Source organism: Paenibacillus oceani (assembly GCF_014705615.1).
In the GTDB taxonomy this organism is placed as follows: domain Bacteria; phylum Bacillota; class Bacilli; order Paenibacillales; family NBRC-103111; genus Paenibacillus_AB; species Paenibacillus_AB oceani.
The window spans coordinates 18,208-36,931 of the sequence record NZ_JACXJA010000054.1 but is presented as its reverse complement, the minus strand read 5'-3'; the positions used below and the strand labels follow the sequence as shown (position 1 = coordinate 36,931).

Below are 18,724 nucleotides of genomic sequence, written 5' to 3'. Positions count from 1 at the left end.
AGACTACACAGGTTCGTTAGATCTATAATGCCAGCATTTCCCGCAAATAAGCGCAGCATGATTCGTTAGCCGAGGGGGCGGGGGTTACCAAGGTGGGCCGGGGAGGCCCAGGTAAGATCAGCGGACCAAGGCGGACTGAGGGGGCTAAAGTGAGCCAAAGGGAACGAGGGGGCCGGGGGCGCTGAGGGTGGCGAGGGTGCTGAGGATGGCGGGGTACCGAGGGTGCTGAGATTGCCGAAGGTGGCCCGAGGGTACTAAAGGGGACCGAAGGGCCAGGGTTTTCGTGGGACTGAGGCTTTCTGAGGCTTTCCGAGGCTTTCTGAGGCTTTCTGAGGCTTTCTGAGGCTTTCTGAGACTTCCCGAAACTTCCGATGCCCGCCGAAGCATTACATCTACAAACACAAAAACCCCCGAAAGACCCTATCAAGTCTCCCGGGGGCGCATCCCTATCTCTAGAACACCTTATTTCTTCAAGCTGTCCCACGTCTTCTGGAACTCGTCGAACATTTGTTCCTTCGTCATCCGCTTGGCGACATACGCCTGCATCGCATCCGCGAACTTTTTGCTCGAAGCTTCGCCGCTCGGGAATTTGAACCAGTTCCAGGTGAGCGTTTTTTCGTCTTTGACGTACTTCATAATATCGGCCGCCAAGGGTCCGAGGGTTGCTTCGTCGGCTGTAATCGTTTTGAATGCCGGGATAAACTTGAACTCCTGAGTAATATACTTTTTGCCGACATCCGACGTAACCATCCAGTTCAAAAACTTTTTCGCTTCGTCCTTCACAGCCGAGTTTTTGTTAATGACCCAGTTGTTCGGCACGCCGACCGGCAGCTTGTCGTTAGCCGTCGCGTCGTCGCTGATCGGCATCGGCAGGAAGCCGACCTTCAGGTTCGGGTTCGTCTTCGTCAGCTGCACTTGCGTCCAGTTGCCCTGCTGCGTCATAGCGGCTTTGCCTGTTGCGAAGGTGGTCACCTGCGTGTTGTAGTCCGTTTGCAGCGGATTAGCGTTGCCGTATTTCAATTGGAGATCGAACAGCTTCACCCAGTTGTTAAACGTTTCGTTGCCGGTCATCTTCCCGGTGCCTTTGTTCAAGCTGTCGATAAAGCTGTTCGGGTTCGACTGATAAGCGAACGGCAGGTTGACGAAATGATTGCCGAGCACCCACCATTCCCCGTAGCCGTTCACGAACGGCGTAATGTTTTTGGCCTGCAGCTTTTTGGCCGCCTCCTCCAGCTGGGTAAGCGTCTTCGGCAGCTCGGTAATGCCCGCCTGGGCGAACAGCTCTTTGTTGTACAGAAATCCGTAACCTTCCAGGTTAAGCGGTTGACCATACAGCTTGCCGTCTTTGGTCATCGGTTCTTTCGCCACTTCGACGACGTCCTTCACCCAAGGCTGGTCGGACAAGTCCTCCAGATGCTCCAGCCACAGATCGAGGTCGGTAAAGCCGCCGTTATTGAAAATATCCGGTTTGTCGCCGGAGCTGAACTTCGCTTTGAGCGCCGCCCCATAGTCCGCGCCGCCTCCGACGGTATCGATCTGGATTTTCACCCCAGGGTTTGCGCTTTCATACTCTTTAGCCAGCTTGGCGAGCTGTTCGGCAATTTCCACTTTAAACTGGAACATTTTAATCGTTACATTTTTTTTGCCGTCTTCCCCGGTTTGACCCCCGGCAGAAGGCTGATCTTTTTGGCCGCAGCCGGCAACGACCACAGAAAGGAGCAAGGTGCCAATCAGTCCGAATGTAGCGAAACGTTTGTTCATCGTTCATTTCCTCCCTTTTCTGTATATGTTTATTGGTTGTGGATTACCTTCATTGTAAAGCGGTTAGCCGAAGACCGACACCGACGCGAATGAACGAAAAGGGGGAAAAATGTGATTTGCCCTCCCCTGTCCGCCGCCGGTCGCCGCTTGCGTCTTACCCTTTTACGGAACCGGCCGTGATGCCCTCAATAATGTGACGCTGCATAGCAAGGAAAAAGATCACGATCGGCGTGACGCTGAGGACGAGACCGGCGAGCGCCAAGTCCCACTGCTTCGTATACTGACCGAAGAACGAATACGTGGCAAGCGGAATCGTGCGCAGATCCGGACTGGACAGAATAAGCAGCGGCAGCAGGAAGTCGTTCCAGATCCACAGGCTGTTGAGCAGCACGATCGTAACGGTCATCGGCTTCAGCAGCGGGAATACGATCCGCCAAAACACGCCGAACGGCGAGCAGCCGTCCACCACGGCCGATTCTTCAACCTCCAGCGGAATCGACTTGATAAAGCCGTGGTACAAAAACAGGTTAAGCGATACCCCAAACCCGAAATAACAAATGACGAGACCGAGACGATTATCCATCAGATTCAGCCAATCCGCTACGCGTACGAGCGGGATCATCACCGACTGGAACGGAATGACCATCGCCGATACGAAGCCGAGCAGCAGCAGCTTGTTCAGCCTGCTTGGTACGCGCACCATCCGGTAAGCAGCCATCGAGCTGATCAATACCAGACCGATATTGCTCGCCACCGTGATGATCAGCGAATTCGTAAACACCTTCGGAAACTGCGTAATCTCCCATACCCGGCTGTAATTCTCAAAGTGGAGCGACTTCGGCAGGTTGGCCGAATTGACGAGCAAGTCGCCAAAGCTTTTGAACGAGTTGACGATGACGAAGTAGAAGGGAGCCAGAAACAGCAGCGCCAGCACAAGCGCCATCAGCTCCAGCAGCAGCGTCCGGCCCGAATACGCTCTCGTTTGCATTACGCCTCCACCTCCCGTTTTTTCGTAAAGCTGACTTGCAGCAATGTGACAAGCGCTACCGCAGCGAAGAAAATAACCGATTTGGCCGACCCGAGCCCGAGCTGGTTGTTGCGGAACGCATCCTGGTAAATGTTCATCGCGATCGATTCCGTCGATCCGAACGGCCCGCCCTTGGTCAGCGACATGTTCAGATCGAACATTTTAAACGCCCACGAGATTGCGAGAAATAAACAGACCGTTACAGCAGGCATAATAAGCGGAACGGTAATATGACGCAGCATCTGCAGCCGGGTAGCGCCGTCGATCCGCGCCGCTTCGGTGACGTCCTTCGGCACGTTGCTCAGGGCGGCAATGTAGATGATCATCAGGTACCCGGCGCTTTGCCAGACGCTGACGATAATCAGCCCCCAGAAGCCGGTAGCCGCATCGCCGAGCCATGGCAGTTGAAAAAATCCGATGCCGGTCATCTCGCCGATCGTAGCGAACCCTTTGACAAAAATAAACTGCCAGATGAATCCGAGCAGCAGTCCGCCGATCACGTTCGGCATGAAAAAGATCGTACGCAGCACGTTCCGCGTCTTTAATGCCTGAGTGAGCAGCAGCGCCAGCAAAAATCCCAAAACGTTCGTCAATACGACGCTGGCCACCGTGAATCTGGCGGTAAAGCCGAAAGAGTGGAGAAACGAGTCGTCTTCGGTTAAGATGGTTGTATAATTCGCGATCCCGACCCATTTCATGTCTGAGCTGACGCCGTTCCATTCGGTAAAGGAATAATAGATGCTCATCAGAAACGGCAGCAGGACGATGACCGCAAACGCCAGCGTCGCCGGACCGACAAAGAAGGCTTGCAGCGACATATCGCGCAGCATTTTGTTCCGTCTCATCTTGGTCGACCTCCTTGTGGTTCTACTTCATTGTTCCCATACTTGTATCTTAAACCCGAACCGCCCCGTGCAAAATGGAAGTTCGTGACGCATTTGGTGGAACTTCATGACGTGTTGCTCATTCGGGAGACAAAAAGCGAGGTGTCGCCTTGTTTCGGACAAGTATTCGCAATAAATTAATCGCCATCCTGCTCGCGGCCGTCGTCGTCCCGCTCTCCACTTCGATTCTGATTACGTACGGCTATACGAAACAGACGGTAACCCAGGAGCGAATCGGCGTCACCTCGGCCCTGCTCGTGCAAGGCAAAGAAAATATCAAACACTATATGGACACCGTGCACCAGGCTACCCTGACGGTGTACAACGACGAGAAGCTGAACAGCATCATTTTGTCCGGAGCGACGGACTATTTGAGCGACAAGGAAACGTACCGGGCGCTTATGCACATGACCAATGCGGCCAGCGACATGTATCAGGTGTACTTGTATCTGAACAAGGCGAAGCAGCCTTATCTGTTGATCAATTCGCTGTTTCAACGCGTCCCCGTCGAGCCGAGCCCGGTCCGTCCCGACTTCTCCAAGTCCGAAGTCGTCATCGAACCGCCGCACCCCAGCCATCAGTACGGCTTTGCCGTCCCTACTTACGTCGGGCCCGCCGTCGTCATGACGATGCACCGGAGCGTCCGGAGCGTCCCGGGAACGGAGGAGGAACTGGCCACTTTATCGGTCGACATCAATATGAGAGGCCTGAGCACGATGCTCGAAAGCATGTACGACCGGACTCGCGAGCAGCTATACATCCTCGATTCGGCGGGCTCCATCCTGTACGGGCCCGACGAAGGGGCATGGGGGCAGCGTCCCGGCGACGGCTGGATCGCGCATCTGCTGGCACAGCCGGATGACTCGGGCAGTCTCGCTTGGAATGAGGGCGGCTTCAAGGGCATCCAGGTGTATGACAAAATGACTACAAGCTATATGGATTGGACGATCGTCAAACGAATACCCGAGGACTTGCTCTATAAGCAGGCGCGCGACCTGACCCGGATCAATACGTTCGTTCTCGCCGCTTTCTCGGTTTTGTCGGTACTCGTTACGGTAGGAGCCGCCTTTATGTTCACCGCTCCGATCAAACGTCTGCTCGGTTATATCAGCGTCATCCAGAAGGGAAATATGAACGTCGATATCGATATGAAACGGAAGGACGAGTTCGGGATATTGGCCGCCCGGTTCGGCTCGATGATGGAGCATATCAACAATCTGATCGTCAAGGAATACCGGCTCGAGCTGGCCAACCGGACCAATCAGCTCAAGGCGCTGCAAGCTCAAATCCATCCGCATTTTCTGTACAATTCGCTGCAATCGATCGGAACGCTCGCCCTGCAGATGAATGCGCCGAACATCTACAAGCTGATCTCCTCGCTCGGCAAAATGATGCGGTACAGTATGAATACGACCGAAACCTCCGTGCCGCTTGCCAAAGAAATCGACCATATCCGGTCGTATGTGGACCTGCAGAGCCATCGGTTCGACGGACAGGTTTCGCTCAAGCTGGAGCTTGACGACAAGACGCTGAATATCCAAGTGCCCAAGATGCTCATCCAGCCCGTCGTGGAAAATTATTTCAAGCACGGCTTCGAGCCTTCGTCCGTATCAGTAGGGATCATTACCGTGCGAAGCCGCACGGCGGATGATGGACGGCTGATCGTCTCAGTCGAAGACAACGGTAGAGGGGCCGAGACGGAACGGCTGAATGAAATAAAGCTACTGCTGCGCAGAGCCGGAATCGGCAGCGACGCCGATTCGGAGCAGGAGGACGGCGGCGGCATCGGGCTGCTGAACGTCTTGTCCCGGCTCAAGCTGCTGCACGGCGAAGAAGCGGCGATGGATATAGAAAATGTGAAGCCGCACGGCTTCAAAGTGACTCTGTCGATCCCGTGCGACGGAAAGGAGGCAAACGATGAAAGTGCTGATCGTGGATGACGAGAAACATGTGCGGGACGCCATCAAGCTGCTCGTCGACTGGAACGATTACGGGATCGACACCGTGCTGGAGGCGTCCGACGGCGTATCCGCCGCGGCGCTCATCGAAGCCGAGAAGCCGCAGATCGTCTATACGGACATGATGATGCCGAATATGGACGGGATCTCGCTGCTCCGCTGGATTCAGGACAACGCTCCGGATTGCCGGACGATCGTGATCAGCGGCCACGACGATTTCGAGTTTATGCGGGGAGCGGTCAAATACGGCGGCATGGACTACTTGCTGAAGCCGATTGACGCGGAGCAGCTGCTGGAAATTACCGAGAAGGCGGTTCGCAGCTGGAACGAAGCGGAAAGAGCGCGGCTCAATTTGCAGCTCAGTTCGATCCGGATGAACTCGCTCCTGCCGGTGTATGCCGACAAACTATTTTCCAGCCTGATCGGGGAGACTACCTCCTATTACGCGGAGAAAGCCTGGTTCGAGCAGGAATATCCCGAGCTTCGCGAAGGCACCCCTTGCCGAGTGGCTGCGATCGCGTTCGATACGCTGCACGGCAAGCTGCGGGACAAGTTCGCGGCGCAAACCGAGCTGCTGCAGTTCAGCCTGGCCAACATCGGCAACGAGCTGATGAACGAACAGCCGAGGCAAGGCTTCGCCTTCCGTTACTGGAGCAGCCGTCATCCGGTCGTTCTCGTTCACTGGGGATCTCCGGAACGCACGCCCCGCTTGCTGGAGTCGATTAACGACGGGATTTACCGGGCCTTCGGCGCACGCGTCGAATTCGGACTCGGCGGCAGCCTGCCTTTCCCTTCCGCTCTCAAGGAATCGTTCGCACAGGCGGAATCGGCGCTGCGGCATCGCAATTTGTTGAATCGTACAGGGTGGATTCATGCGGATGACCCGAAGGAGAAGCATCGTCCAGCCGAGATTCATTTCAGCGACTTCGAGGACCTGATGAGAGTCGCCATACGCAGCGCAAGTCAGGAGAAGATCAGGGAAGCGGTTCAAGCGTGGATTACGGAAGTCTCCAGCCGAAGCGTCGTCACCTTGGACCATCTGGAGCTGTGGCGTCACGAATTCCATGTCCTGAAGTCACGCTGGGTCAAGGAGCTGTTCCCCGCCGACGATACGGACACCCGCTTCCCGGTCGAATCGGCCGAACTACCTGTCCCTTTGAACGAACAAGGGCTGTTGTCGCTGGAGAAGTGGGGCGGTGAACTTGCCGCGAGCCTGATCCGCTTGTCGGAATTTCTCCGTCATGCGGCGCACCAGGAAAACAATCTGGTGTACGAGATCGCCCGTTATGTGCAGCAGCGGATCGATCGGGACATCAGTGTGCAGGACATCGCCTCGCACTTTTATTTAAGCCGCGAATACGTGTCGCGCCGGTTTAAGCAGGAGTTCGGAGAAACGATCAGCGACTACATTTTGCGCCATCGGATGGAACAAGCGAAGACGCTGCTGCTGCATCCGGATCTGAAGATCGTGCAAATCGCCCGGATGACCGGTTACGAGGACGAGAAATATTTCAGCAAAGTGTTCAAAAAGGCGTTTGGAGTGACGCCGATGGAATACCGGAAAAAGCAAAGCGGCGAAGCCTAGAAGACGGGGGAAAGAGGTTCCGAACGGGGCTTGACGCTTTCCCACGCCATAAAGCTGAAACGAACAAATAGCCGGGAAGACAGCCGCCCTGCCAACGCGACCAGTTCCTCCCGGCATTCCTTTATATGGCTGTAACGTCCGGCAGCAACCGCTTGCTTATCTTGCACACCATCGAATAGGCGGGATTATAAACGTTGGCCACGTCGTATTCCACCGCTTGGCCGAGCAGTTGACTCGCTTCCTGCATCGTCATCCCGTACCCGTCCGTCAGCCAGCGGAGCATCTCCGTCGTAGCATGCTGCAGCGCCTGATCAAGTGGCCTTGCGTTGCCGACCGTGAAGATGCAGTCGGGTGTCTCGCCCCGCGGCCAGCGGGTCCTTCCGCCTTTTAGAACCCGGACCTCGAACTTCACCGCCATCGAGATTTCCAGCCCCGTCCCCGCGATCTCCCCATCCCCCTGCAGCGCATGCCCGTCGCCGAGATGAAGCAGCGCCCCTTCAGCGAATACAGGAAAGTAGGCGGTTACGCCGGCAACGAACCCTCTGTAATCCATATTGCCCCCGTGCTCTCCGGACGTAGAGGTGGAGATCGCTTGCCCCCGCGCAGGCGCGACGCCGAAGCAGCGTACAGCGAGGGTGCGTGAGAACCGATCGTATTCCAGTATACTTCCGGCACAAATCGGTGAGTGGTCATGCGTGCATCCCGTCCTTTTCACGTTTCATGACTTTAGACTTTCGCTATTAATCAGCTTATTCGGTTAACTATCGGGCACATGCGCTTCCCTTACACTATATCATGATTGCCAGCCATCTCCCTATTTTCGCTGCATAGCAAAAACCACGATCCCGGAGCGCTTGGGGGCTCATCAGGATCGTGGCGGGTTGGTTCGGGCATCAGCGTCACCGGACCGGCTTATTTATTAAAAATAGACAAGTGCAATTAAAGCCGCCAGTACGAAACGGTAGATTGCAAAAGGAACCAGCTTGATCCGCTGGATCAATTTCAGGAAAAACCGGATGGAGATCAGGGCAAAAATAAACGCGCTCACAAAACCGACCGCAAAAAACGGCAAAGCTTCTGCGGTAAACGAATCCCAATGTTTGTACAGCGAGATGACGCTCGCCCCCATCATGATCGGTACCGCCATAATAAACGTGAAGTCGGAAGCGGCGCGGTGACTCAGACCAAGCAGAACGCCCCCGGATATGGTCGAGCCGGAACGGGAAAAACCGGGCCACATGCCGAGACACTGGAACAGGCCAATGCCGAACGCCTGCTTGTACGTTACTTTATCGACCGTGTCCGCTTTGGGCACGCGCGGGCGGAAGCGGTCGGCGACAATCATCAGCACCCCGCCGACGACGAGACCGATCAATACCGTTTTGATGGAGAACAAGTAGGTGTCGATATAATCTTCGAACAAAACGCCGATAACCCCGGCCGGGATCAGGCCGACGATGACTTGCGCCAGCTTCAGTCTCGGTCCGCCTTTCGCCGCGCCGCCGCTTTTCCTGCGCAAGCCGAACATGTCGAGAAAGCGGTCCTTGAACACGATCACCACGGCGAGAATCGAGCCCAGCTGGATGACGACCTTAAACGAGTTGGCTACCGAAGCCGGGAACAGCTCCTTCGAATGCAGCAGCAGATCGTCCACCAGAATCATATGTCCCGTTGACGATACGGGCGCAAACTCGGTCAACCCTTCCACAATCCCTAATACTAACGCTACAAAAAAGTCCCAGAAGCTCAAACCGACTCTCACCTCTCCTAAAGTTTCCAGCGCGCGCTATTTCGCGAAAAGAGCCGCCTATGGCGGCCCGTCATGCGTTCCCGTCGTTCATTCCAGCTTGATATTAAACTTGATTAAGCCGACCTTGCGCATTTCCTTATAGATCATAATGACGATCGGTCCTAGGAACAACCCAACTACGCCAACCAGCTTAAAGCCGATGTACAATCCAACGAGCGTAGGCAAAGCGCCGATGCCGATCGAATCGCCGAGTATTTTCGGTTCCACGATGCGCCGGAATATCGTGATGACGAGGAACAACGCAACCAACCCGATCGCCAACGGCACATTTCCCTTTATGAGCACGTAGACCGCCCAAGGCACGAGGAACGAGCCCGTTCCGAGAATCGGCAGCACGTCGACGATAACAATCAGAAGCGCAATCGCTAGCGGGTACTCCACCCGGAGAATGAGAAGTCCCAGCAGCGAGACGAGATAGGTCAGGGCGCTCAATATAATTTGCGCCTTCAGGAAGCCGAATATGGAGCTGCGCAAATTGCCCATCACTTCATCTACCTTGCCGCGAGACTTTTGCTCGAACAGCCCGAGAAACTGAGTCTTCAATACCGGCAAGCTGTAGTTGACCAAATACAAGGCGACCATAAAGACGATAAACGCGACGAACAGGTTCGGAACCGCTTTGGCCGCTTCGATAAAATAACCGGATATGCTTTTGATCATGCCCGCGATCGTCGAGGTAATTGTCGCTACGCTGTTCGCCAGCGTCGTTTGCACCTGTACGGCGACATCAGCCGGCAGCGAGTTGTAGAACAGCTCGGTCCTCTCGGTCGCATCCTTGAACATTTTGTTGAACTCGTCCAAAAATACCGGAGCTTTGGTCCACAGCTCGACAAGTTGGGAGACGACGCCCGCCCCGATCAGGTAAGCGAGACCGAACAGCAGGAGCGTAAACAACGTACAGACGATCGTAGCCGACGCTACCCGGTTCAACCGGAATATCCGCATCATTGCCCGGATCGGCCCGTCCAGAAACATCGCGATAACGATGGCCGCCAGAAACGGCATGCCGATCGTAAACAATCCGTATAACACTACGGCGCCGGCAAGTATGGCGACGACCGCTTTGATGGACACTAGGCACCGCTCCCCTTAATCGACGTATAGATTTGCAGCAGGTTCGGCGGTTGGATCTCGTGTAATATGTACCCGGACCACTCGCAATCGGTCTACTTCCGCCACTTCGAACGTATAGCCGTCATGCTGCACTCGGCTGCCTTTGACCGGCACGCCTTCGAGCTGCTTGAACAGCCAGCCTCCGACGGAGTCGACCTCCGCATCCTCGATCGCCGTATTCAGCATATCGTTAATATCCTCAAGCAGCATGCGCCCGTCGACCGAAGTGACCAGGCCGTTCACTTCCACGCTCGGACGTCCCTCATCGAACTCGTCCATTAACTCGCCGACGATCTCCTCGAGAATATCCTCGATCGTCACAAGCCCCGCCGTTCCCCCGTATTCGTCGATTACTATTGCAATCTGCGACCGCTGCTTCTGCATCAGGCGCAGCACGTGGCTCACTTCCATCGACTCCGGAACGGTCAGAATCGGGCGGAGGATCGTCCTCAGATCATGCTCCTCGTCGGGATCGGCTGTCAGAAGATCGGTAATATGCACGAAACCGACGATCCGGTCTTTGTCGCCGCTGGCGACCGGATAACGCGTATGCTTGGAGGCGTAAGCGGTCTTTAAGCTTTCGTTAAACGGCTGTTCGAGATACAAACAGTCCATATCGGTCCGGGGAACCATCACTTCGCGCGCCAGCCGCTCGGAAAATTCGAATATATTGTCAAACAGCGCCATCTCGTCTTGGTCGATATGTCCGCTTTTCGCGCTTTGATTCATCAGAATCCGGATTTCTTCCTCCGTATGCGCCGCCTCCCGCTCCGAAGCGGGCTGAACGCCGAACAGCTTCAGCAGCTTGTTGGCCGCACCGTTCAGCACCCAGATTGCAGGCATGAACAGTTTGTAAAACAGCATAAGCGGAGCGGATAGCCACATTGAGGTGCCTTCCGACTTTTGAATGGCCAACGATTTGGGAGCGAGCTCCCCCAGCACGATATGCAAAAACGTAATAACGGAAAAGGCGATGGCAAACGATACGGTGTGGCTCCATACCGCGTCGCCTGCGCCGAACTTGGCGAGCAGCGGCTCGACGAGCAGCCGGGATACGGCCGGTTCTCCGACCCAGCCAAGCCCGAGTGACGCCAGCGTAATGCCGAGCTGTGTGGCGGATAAATAGGCGTCCAGCTTTTTGGTTACCGCCAGCGCATATTTGGCCTTGCCGTTTCCTTCATTCACAAGCTGCGTCAGACGGGATTGCCGTACTTTAACCAGGGCAAACTCGGCCGCTACGAAAAAACCGTTTAAAAAGACGAGAACCAGGACGAGCACCATGTACAAAAGCAGTTCGTTCCAATGAAATTCCGTTTCCATTGTATACTCTCCGAGGTTGCTCCGGAGATTCCTCCCTTTTGCGGCTCAGCTGTCTGTCCGTATAGTTAGACGTTAAACGACGCTTTCAGGTTACAGCTTTTTTAACTACTTAACCGTACCGAACCTGCCTCAAACGATCGCCCGGCGCTTCATAAAGTCGACATCGCGGTAATAAGCGTCCGCCACGAGCAAATTCGGACCGCAGCAGGCAACTGCATCGCAGTGACAATTGACCATCCGGCTAAGCGGATGCTCCAGCCATTTATCGAAAATACCGTCGAGCGAATCGGTCGCCACGTTGCCGAGCGAAGACAAATCCGCGAAGTCGGTTACGAAAACGTCCCCGGTAAACATGTTCACGTTCAGCCGGTTGCGTCCGTCCGGGTCGTTGCGCACAGTTACTTTCGGCTCGCTGCGCATTCTGCGGACAAGCTCGAGATCGGCTTCTTCGCCGCCGCATGCGAAAAACGGCAGCGTCCCGAACAGCATCCACATGTCCGGATCGCGCCCGTCCAGCAGCCGGTGAATCGAAGCGCGAATCTCCTCCAGCGACAGCTTCGGCAAGTTCGCCGCGAACGCGCTCGGATACATCGGATGCACTTCATGACGCACGCAGCCCATCTCCCCGATCAGACGATGAATATCCACGATTTTCTCATGTGTCCGGAAATTGATCATCGACTCCGCCGATACGAACATGCCGCCTTTGCTGAGCGCCCTGGCATTATCGATCATCCGCTCGTACATTTTGACGGCGGTGTCGCGGCCGACCGGATGCCCGGCATGCACGAAGCCGACGCGATGAAAATCGTCCGCATCGGTGTAGTTGAAGGAAATGTGCATGACGTCGAGATAAGGCGCCATCCTCTCATATCTGGACAGGTCAAGCGTTACATTCGAGTTGATCTGCGTCCGCACGCCGCGTTCTCTTGCGTATTTCAGCAGCGGAACGATATACTCCTTGACCGTCTTCTCCAAGTAAGAAGGCTCGCCTCCGGTAATGCTGATCGTCTCAAGATGCTCCACTTCATCAAGTCTGCGGATCAGATCGGCAATCGGAATACGGGCTCCTTCGGTCATCGTCAAAGCATCCCCGACTGCACAATGCTCGCAGCGCATATTACATAAATTGGTAACTGTAAATTCAACGCTTGTCAGCACATGACGTCCATGCTGCCGCAGCGACCGGATCGGATCCCAAGGATCGTACTCCGGCGTAATCGGCTTCAAGATCGCCGCCTGTTCGTAATCGTTCATCTTGCCTTTCCCCACCTGACTGTTCCTTATCCTTCCCATTTTACCCGAAAGCGTGAAAAAAAGAAAACCCCGGGCTACGATCGGCCCATGGGCAGCGATTCGTAACGGGATCTTATGTAAATTTGATAGGCTCCGCCACCTGGACGTTGCCGATGCCTGTCACAATAACGGACAAATGGGTGGAAAGATCGATTTCATAAGGCTCTTTCAACGTTTGACCTTCTTGGTCTTCCAGGATGCGGACAATCGGACGCTGAGCGAATTGGCTGTTGACGTCCACCACGACCCCCGTCTCGCCCGTATTTAAAGTAACGGTAGCCCCAAGCGGGTAAATCGCCACCCGATCGCGGAAATGCTCCACCTTGCTTTTCTCGTAAAGCGAATCGGCGCCCGTATACAGCACTTCCATCGCCTGATGCGGCAGCATCGCCGCTCTGTACACCCGGTTCGTCGTCATGGCGTCATAGGAGTCCACCAGCCCGATCCACTTGGCGAAATCGTGGATTTCTTCCCCTCTGATTCCTCTCGGATATCCGCTGCCGTCCAGCCGCTCATGATGCTGCAAGGCGCAATGTGCCGATAACAGCGGAATGTTCGGTTCGTCCTTCAGCAGCCGGTACCCGTATTCCGTATGACGCTTCATCGTTTCGAACTCGGAGTCCAGCAGCCTCCCGGGTTTCTTCAAAATATCCGTCGGAAGCTTGGTCTTCCCGATATCGTGCAGCAGCGCTCCCAGACCGAGCATCGTCAGATCGTTTTTGGAATATCCGTCCGCCAGACCGAGCATCGTCGCGTATATGCATACGTTCAGCGAATGCTGGTACAAATACATGTCCGTGATGCTTATGTCGGTCAGCATTATCATGGCGCCCGGATTTTCACTGAGATCGTCGATGATCATCCTCAAGGCTTCCATAAACGATTTGCCCATATAAGGCTGGTACGCCGCACGGCGCGGCAACGAATCCAACATCACACGCTTAAAATTCGTGCGGATGACACCCATCGCCATCCGTCTCGTTTCCACCGTAATCGCGTCTCTGATGACAACATCGTCTGTCCGTTCGTCTTCAATATACAGATGGGGGATTCCGTACAAGGCGAGACGTTCGACCATCCTTTGAGTCAGCTCCACATGTTCGGCCAGCAGCACGAGACCTTCCTCGTTGAACACTTTTTTTGCAAGCCGCATGCCCGGACGGCACCACTCGATCGGTACAAGCCTCATTTGTTTCCCCACGTCTCTTCATCGTTTTCTCGTTGTATCCTTTATTAATGTATCGAATTGTTGTAAAAAGAGCAACAAGAAACCTCACAGTTCGACAAAAATTTAAGGACTTTAGAACTAGGAAATTGGCATCATTTTAACGATTCTTTCCTTTTTTCAACCGGGAAAACCGATCGTATACATATATATCAGTACAATTGCAGCGAGCGCAAACCGGTAATAAGAGAAATAAGTCAGCTTCAGCTTGCCTACAAGCTTAATGAACGTAACGACGGCCAGAAGCGCAACGACAAACGCTACGACGAAGCCGACCGCCAAAAAGCCGATATCCCCCGCGGTCATCGTACCGGCGTTTTTCAACAGCTCGTAGCCGGTTGCCGCGCACATGACAGGGATGGCGATCAGAAACGTAAAGTCCGCGGCCGCCGCCCTGCTCGCCCCTGCCAGCATCCCGCCCGCAATCGTCGCCCCCGAACGGGAAAATCCGGGCCATAACGATAAACATTGGGCCATCCCGATAAAAAACGACTGACGGTACGTCAACTGGTCCATATCGCCCGCAGTTATGGCAGGCTGCTGCTTTTCCCCAATCATCATAAAAATCCCGCCGGCGATCAGACCGATCACTACCGTCTCCGGCATGAACAACAGCTTGATGTAGTCACGGAATACGAAAGCGAGCCCGAGCGCGGGCACGATCGCCAGCCCTATATGCAGCAGGTTGAGCCGTCTCGCTGAACCCGAACCTGCAGCCGGAGCTTGCGAATCGCGCCAGCCGAACAGCCGAAGCACCCGCCTCCAGTAAATGATCGCCACAGCGAGAATCGCGCCGAGCTGGATGACGACCTCGAACGTCTCCGCTTTATCCCCGGTAAACTCCAGCATATTGCCAACCAGAATCATATGCCCCGTCGAAGATACCGGCAAAAACTCGGTCAGCCCTTCCACCACCCCGATAATAAACGCCACCCACAAACTGAACATGCCATCCCCCCTAAGCGTTAATCGCTTACCGGAAACCAGCTGCGATCGGAGCAGAGCTGCAGCTCCTCTTCGTTTTGAAGCTGGTCGCCCAGCACGTCCCGAATAAACTCCGGCAAATAATACTGAACGATTTGTCCGCGGCTAAGCGACATATAGCCGATCCCGAACGTAAACATATCGATCGTGCCGACGTTATACATTCGCTGTTCATCGAGCGATTCGCCGTTTACCGTTACGCTGCGGATTTTCCGGTAAGGCTCCGCTTCCGCGGCATATTCGATGCGCAAACCGGAGACGCACAGCGTTCCGAGCAGCTTGCCTCGGAAGCCGAACCCTTTGATCGGTTTCAGGATGAACTCGTCCAGCAAAGCTTCTTCCAGCGCAAGGCGCAGCTCGTGTCCGGGCAGACGGATCAGGCACGGATTAATCGGCGGCGGACATATTTCCAGCAGCCGGTATTGCGTGACCGTCCCCTCCTCCAAGCTTTGCAAAATCTGGCCCCCATTCACAAGGCCGATCTCGGCCCCCGTCCAGTTGCGCAGACCCGACGCCAGCAAATTGCCCAGAGGCGATTCCGATTCCCATCGTATGTACAGCGGCTGTTCGAGGCGTGCTACGGCCAGGGTCAGCCTGTCGCTGCTTCTCTGCTCCTCCTCGGCGATAATCGTCTCGAGCCGGGCCGAAGGCGGAAACCGATCCGTCTCCCAGATCAACCCTTTGACTAAACGCAGTTGCTTATCCGCCATCCTGTAGGCGAACTCCAGCTCGCCCACATGTTTACCGAAGCAGCCTGCGGCGGCGATGTAAGTACCGTTCAGAAACAGCGGCTCCTCCAGCAAATGATGAGTATGGCTGCCAAGGATGACATCGATGCCGTTGATTTGCTCGGCCATCGCTTTATCGTGCATCAGGCCGAGATGGGAGACGACGACCAGTACGTCCACATCGGGACGCAGCAGCTCCGTCAGCCGGACGGCGGTCTCGTAGGGATCGGAGATATTCCAGCCCAGCAGTGTGTAAAAGTCGGGATAATAGGCGGTCAGTCCGATGATGCCTACTCGCAGCCCGTTTTTGTCCAGTATCCGGTACGGCTCCATCCAAGGCGGCGCCTCGCCTGTGTCTTTATCGGATAAATTGCCGCATACGACTGAGAACCCGTTTCTCTGGGTATAAGCAACACCGAGCTGCTCCGGAGTAAAGGTCAATCCCTCGTTGTTGCCGGGAACGACGAGATCGTAGCCGGTTGCATTCAGCACCGCAATATTGGCAAGGCCGGAGCTGCCCTCGGTTTCGGGCCGCATCCGGTCCATATGGTCTCCGCAGTCGATGACGATCAGCTCCGAGGACCTTTGACGGCTTCGCAGCTGTTCCAAAGCGGACCCGACTTGGGGCATCCGTTCGAAGTGACTGTGGATATCGTTTGTATGCAGAAGGACCAGCTTTTTGTCGTCCATGCTCCGCCCTCCGCTTCATTCGTATACAGATTGTCCAGACTCTATCCATTTCGATTCCGATCCAAAAAGTTCCTGCCGCCGGCTTTTCCTAATTTTATGCTTTTTTTTGCCGGACATGCAACGGAAATGGTACACTTGTTGAAGATGAACTAGCCCTATGGAGGTGCGTTTCCAGCTTATGCAGCTTGTTGTTCGCGTATTCGCCGGGTTATCGGATGCCCTCGGCGCTTCCACCGTTACGATCGACATACACGGGGAGACTTTGACCGGAGCCGAGCTGAAGGAGCTTCTGAGCCGCGCCTATCCGGCAGCGGGCGGTTTGATACGGACGGCGTTCATTGCCAAAAATCAAGCCTACGCCTCAGACAGCGACCTGTTATTCGTAACCGATGAAATTGCCGTTATTCCTCCCGTATCCGGGGGGCAGCAGGAGCCGGCACTCCGCTCATCCGTCGTCGATGAATCGCTAGGCCTGCATCGTATTACGACAAGCCCGCTTACCGCGGACGAAGTATCTGTCAAAGTAGCGGACGACGAACACGGTGCGTCGTTAGTTTTCATAGGAACAACACGCCGGACGACGCTGGGGCAGCGTACCGTTCTGCTGGAATACGAAGCGTACGTCCCGATGGCGCTCAAAACGCTTCAGCAAATATCGGACGAGATCCGCTCCCGATGGCCAGGTTCTCTCACGGCCATCTCGCATCGGATCGGGACAGTTCCGGTCGGAGAGACCAGTGTCGTCATTGCCGTATCGACGCCGCACCGTGCGGACTGTTACGAAGCGAGCCGTTATGCGATTGAAAGGCTGAAAGAAATCGTGCCTATCTGGAAAAAGGAAGTGTGGGAAGACGGCTCGCAATGGAAAGGGCCACAGTCCGGCCCTTGGAATCCGATGCGCACGACATGACCGTACAGCCAAGCTTCGAAACGAAAATCTTGCTCACAGCTGTCTCTCTGGCAGCATTCATCTATTCGGCTTTACCTAAGGCGCAAAAAGACCGTTTTAGCCCTGGAACGGCTTTAAACGGTCTTTTCGGTGTTTTTCAATGCTGTTCAACGTCGTTTCCAGCTTGGATCGCGCAATTCAGAACATCAGATTCATGCTCTTTTACCGCATGTTTATTCCATATCCAGACGTTTGGCGCTTAAAAACGTTTTTTTCCAGTAAGGCTGATTGATGTTCGTAATTTGCACACCGTCTTTTGGTTTCGGCGAAGCGTGGATCATCTGGTTGTTGCCCATGTAGATGCCCACATGCCCGACGATCTTATCCGTTTTGAAGCGGCCGGGTACGTAAAAGAACATCAGATCGCCCTCACGCAGCATTTTGCGGCTGACGCTTTGTCCTTTCTGGGCTTGCGCTCTTGCGGTACGGGGCAGCTCGACATCTTCCTTGCCGAAAAGGTATTGGGTAAACGTCGAACAGTCGAACTTGCCCGTCTGCGGATACGGACCTGTGCCGAATTTGTATTTGACGCCCAAGTATCTTTTACCGGTGGAAATCAGGTTGTCCGTATTGATATCGACCTGTACCGGAATCGCGTCCCCTCGCCCGCGAACAGATACAGCCGCTTCTAGCGCCTCTCTCGTGAAAGAGGAAATGTTACCGGCAGATGCCGGTTTTTTCTTTTTCGGATCGTTCGGATCGTCGGCGAAGCTCCACTCATCCTCCTGGCCTTCCGGTTCGGGCGGCAAATTTAATATCGCTTTATCGACCGCGTTCGGATTTGGCTTAATGGCCAACTCGTTATCGCGCACCTCGTAGGAAACGACATCGCGGAACAAATCTTCAACCACGGACAAAGGAATCTGCAACGTATCGCCAGACACGAAAGGCGCCTCGGCCATCGTTAAAGCATTTCCCTCCACAACAGCCTGAGTGCTCCCGCCTTTGAGCTCATACACGGCGTCATTGTCGCCGATCCGCAGCGTACCGGTCGCCGGGTCCCAGTCCCACTGAAACTCCAGCGTATCCGCGAACGTTTGCCCGGAAATGACCCGTTTCCCTTCGACCATCATGATCGGGATTTTGGCCTCACCGGCATTCAGCATATTCACACCGGAACCGGACAACGCCCGAGGCGTCTGCGGAGCGGATGGCGTTGCCACCTCCGGCGACGGTCTCGCTTCCCCCGCCTGACGTTTCATTCCTCCGTTATTCATCCCGCATGCGGTCGTGGTCATTAGCGTAACCGCGATCACAGTGAGGGCTACCTTCCGCTGCCTTTTCGTCATAATCGTCTATGCTCTCCTCACGATAAAATTTCGGTGATGAGATTAGCTTTAGGCAGTGTGGAATGAATTATGCGGCGGGGTTGAGGTGGGGGGGAAGTGTAATTG

General features: G+C 54.9%; 15 protein-coding genes. 3 read left to right on the top strand and 12 right to left on the bottom strand.

What is annotated here, in order from left to right; translation table 11 throughout:
- Positions 1 to 462: 462 nt before the first annotated feature.
- From IDH45_RS29940 to IDH45_RS29930, 3 genes are all read right to left on the bottom strand, one after another.
- Entirely contained in the window at positions 463 to 1,761 is a 1,299-nt protein-coding gene (locus tag IDH45_RS29940; protein ID WP_190931825.1) for an ABC transporter substrate-binding protein, read from the bottom strand.
- A gap of 154 nt (positions 1,762 to 1,915) precedes the next feature.
- A complete protein-coding gene (locus IDH45_RS29935; RefSeq protein ID WP_190931824.1) occupies positions 1,916 to 2,749 on the bottom strand; it encodes a carbohydrate ABC transporter permease in 834 nt (277 codons plus the stop codon).
- Entirely contained in the window at positions 2,749 to 3,618 is an 870-nt protein-coding gene (locus IDH45_RS29930) for a carbohydrate ABC transporter permease (RefSeq protein ID WP_190931850.1), read from the bottom strand. The genes IDH45_RS29935 and IDH45_RS29930 overlap by 1 nt, the downstream gene beginning before the upstream one ends.
- 164 nt (positions 3,619 to 3,782) lie before the next feature.
- Between IDH45_RS29930 and IDH45_RS29925 the strand changes: the two genes are divergently transcribed.
- Both IDH45_RS29925 and IDH45_RS29920 read left to right on the top strand, forming a co-directional pair.
- Positions 3,783 to 5,612 carry a cache domain-containing sensor histidine kinase gene (locus IDH45_RS29925; RefSeq protein ID WP_190931823.1) on the top strand — a complete coding sequence of 610 codons (1,830 nt, stop codon included), beginning with the start codon at positions 3,783 to 3,785 and terminating at the stop codon, positions 5,610 to 5,612.
- A complete protein-coding gene (locus IDH45_RS29920; RefSeq protein WP_190931822.1) occupies positions 5,590 to 7,215 on the top strand; it encodes a response regulator in 1,626 nt (541 codons plus the stop codon). Before IDH45_RS29925 ends, IDH45_RS29920 begins: the two co-directional genes overlap by 23 nt.
- Before the next feature lie 121 nt (positions 7,216 to 7,336).
- Here the strand turns inward: IDH45_RS29920 and IDH45_RS29915 are convergent, their stop codons facing one another.
- The 8 genes from IDH45_RS29915 to IDH45_RS29880 all read right to left on the bottom strand — a co-directional run bounded on the left by IDH45_RS29915 (position 7,337) and on the right by IDH45_RS29880 (position 16,381).
- Positions 7,337 to 7,930, bottom strand: a complete 594-nt coding sequence (locus tag IDH45_RS29915) for an acetamidase/formamidase family protein (RefSeq protein ID WP_317891313.1) — start codon at positions 7,928 to 7,930, stop codon at positions 7,337 to 7,339.
- Between the two features lie 204 nt (positions 7,931 to 8,134).
- Positions 8,135 to 8,965 (bottom strand): undecaprenyl-diphosphate phosphatase, encoded by an 831-nt coding sequence (locus tag IDH45_RS29910; protein ID WP_190931849.1) that lies wholly within the window; start codon positions 8,963 to 8,965, stop codon positions 8,135 to 8,137.
- Between the two features lie 87 nt (positions 8,966 to 9,052).
- On the bottom strand, positions 9,053 to 10,099 hold the full coding sequence (gene ytvI / locus IDH45_RS29905; protein ID WP_190931820.1) for a sporulation integral membrane protein YtvI: 1,047 nt from the start codon (positions 10,097 to 10,099) through the stop codon (positions 9,053 to 9,055).
- 15 nt (positions 10,100 to 10,114) lie between these two features.
- On the bottom strand, positions 10,115 to 11,458 hold the full coding sequence (locus IDH45_RS29900; protein ID WP_190931819.1) for a hemolysin family protein: 1,344 nt from the start codon (positions 11,456 to 11,458) through the stop codon (positions 10,115 to 10,117).
- 129 nt (positions 11,459 to 11,587) lie between these two features.
- Complete coding sequence (yfkAB, locus tag IDH45_RS29895; RefSeq protein WP_190931818.1) at positions 11,588 to 12,715, bottom strand: radical SAM/CxCxxxxC motif protein YfkAB; 1,128 nt, start codon at positions 12,713 to 12,715, stop codon at positions 11,588 to 11,590.
- Positions 12,716 to 12,827: 112 nt separating this feature from the next.
- Positions 12,828 to 13,943: an HD-GYP domain-containing protein gene (locus IDH45_RS29890; protein WP_190931817.1), complete on the bottom strand. Its 1,116-nt coding sequence runs from the start codon at positions 13,941 to 13,943 to the stop codon at positions 12,828 to 12,830.
- Between the two features lie 156 nt (positions 13,944 to 14,099).
- Complete coding sequence (locus IDH45_RS29885; RefSeq protein WP_190931816.1) at positions 14,100 to 14,927, bottom strand: undecaprenyl-diphosphate phosphatase; 828 nt, start codon at positions 14,925 to 14,927, stop codon at positions 14,100 to 14,102.
- Between the two features lie 17 nt (positions 14,928 to 14,944).
- Positions 14,945 to 16,381 (bottom strand): bifunctional metallophosphatase/5'-nucleotidase, encoded by a 1,437-nt coding sequence (locus IDH45_RS29880; RefSeq protein WP_190931815.1) that lies wholly within the window; start codon positions 16,379 to 16,381, stop codon positions 14,945 to 14,947.
- 178 nt (positions 16,382 to 16,559) lie between these two features.
- On the opposite strand from IDH45_RS29880, the gene IDH45_RS29875 reads away from it, so the two are divergent.
- Complete coding sequence (locus IDH45_RS29875) at positions 16,560 to 17,291, top strand: molybdenum cofactor biosynthesis protein (RefSeq protein WP_190931814.1); 732 nt, start codon at positions 16,560 to 16,562, stop codon at positions 17,289 to 17,291.
- Positions 17,292 to 17,503: 212 nt separating this feature from the next.
- Here IDH45_RS29875 and IDH45_RS29870 read toward each other — a convergent pair whose 3' ends face one another.
- Positions 17,504 to 18,619 (bottom strand): C40 family peptidase, encoded by a 1,116-nt coding sequence (locus IDH45_RS29870; protein ID WP_190931813.1) that lies wholly within the window; start codon positions 18,617 to 18,619, stop codon positions 17,504 to 17,506.
- Positions 18,620 to 18,724 lie beyond the last annotated feature (105 nt).

Coding starts and splice junctions, on each gene's coding strand:
- IDH45_RS29940 (WP_190931825.1), bottom strand. CDS start 1,761: ATGAACAAACGTTTCGCTACATTCGGACTGATTGGCACCTTGCTCCTT.
- IDH45_RS29935 (WP_190931824.1), bottom strand. CDS start 2,749: ATGCAAACGAGAGCGTATTCGGGCCGGACGCTGCTGCTGGAGCTGATG.
- IDH45_RS29930 (WP_190931850.1), bottom strand. CDS start 3,618: ATGCTGCGCGATATGTCGCTGCAAGCCTTCTTTGTCGGTCCGGCGACG.
- IDH45_RS29920 (WP_190931822.1), top strand. CDS start 5,590: ATGAAAGTGCTGATCGTGGATGACGAGAAACATGTGCGGGACGCCATC.
- IDH45_RS29900 (WP_190931819.1), bottom strand. CDS start 11,458: ATGGAAACGGAATTTCATTGGAACGAACTGCTTTTGTACATGGTGCTC.
- yfkAB (WP_190931818.1), bottom strand. CDS start 12,715: ATGAACGATTACGAACAGGCGGCGATCTTGAAGCCGATTACGCCGGAG.
- IDH45_RS29890 (WP_190931817.1), bottom strand. CDS start 13,943: ATGAGGCTTGTACCGATCGAGTGGTGCCGTCCGGGCATGCGGCTTGCA.
- IDH45_RS29885 (WP_190931816.1), bottom strand. CDS start 14,927: ATGTTCAGTTTGTGGGTGGCGTTTATTATCGGGGTGGTGGAAGGGCTG.
- IDH45_RS29880 (WP_190931815.1), bottom strand. CDS start 16,381: ATGGACGACAAAAAGCTGGTCCTTCTGCATACAAACGATATCCACAGT.
- IDH45_RS29875 (WP_190931814.1), top strand. CDS start 16,560: ATGCAGCTTGTTGTTCGCGTATTCGCCGGGTTATCGGATGCCCTCGGC.
- IDH45_RS29870 (WP_190931813.1), bottom strand. CDS start 18,619: ATGACGAAAAGGCAGCGGAAGGTAGCCCTCACTGTGATCGCGGTTACG.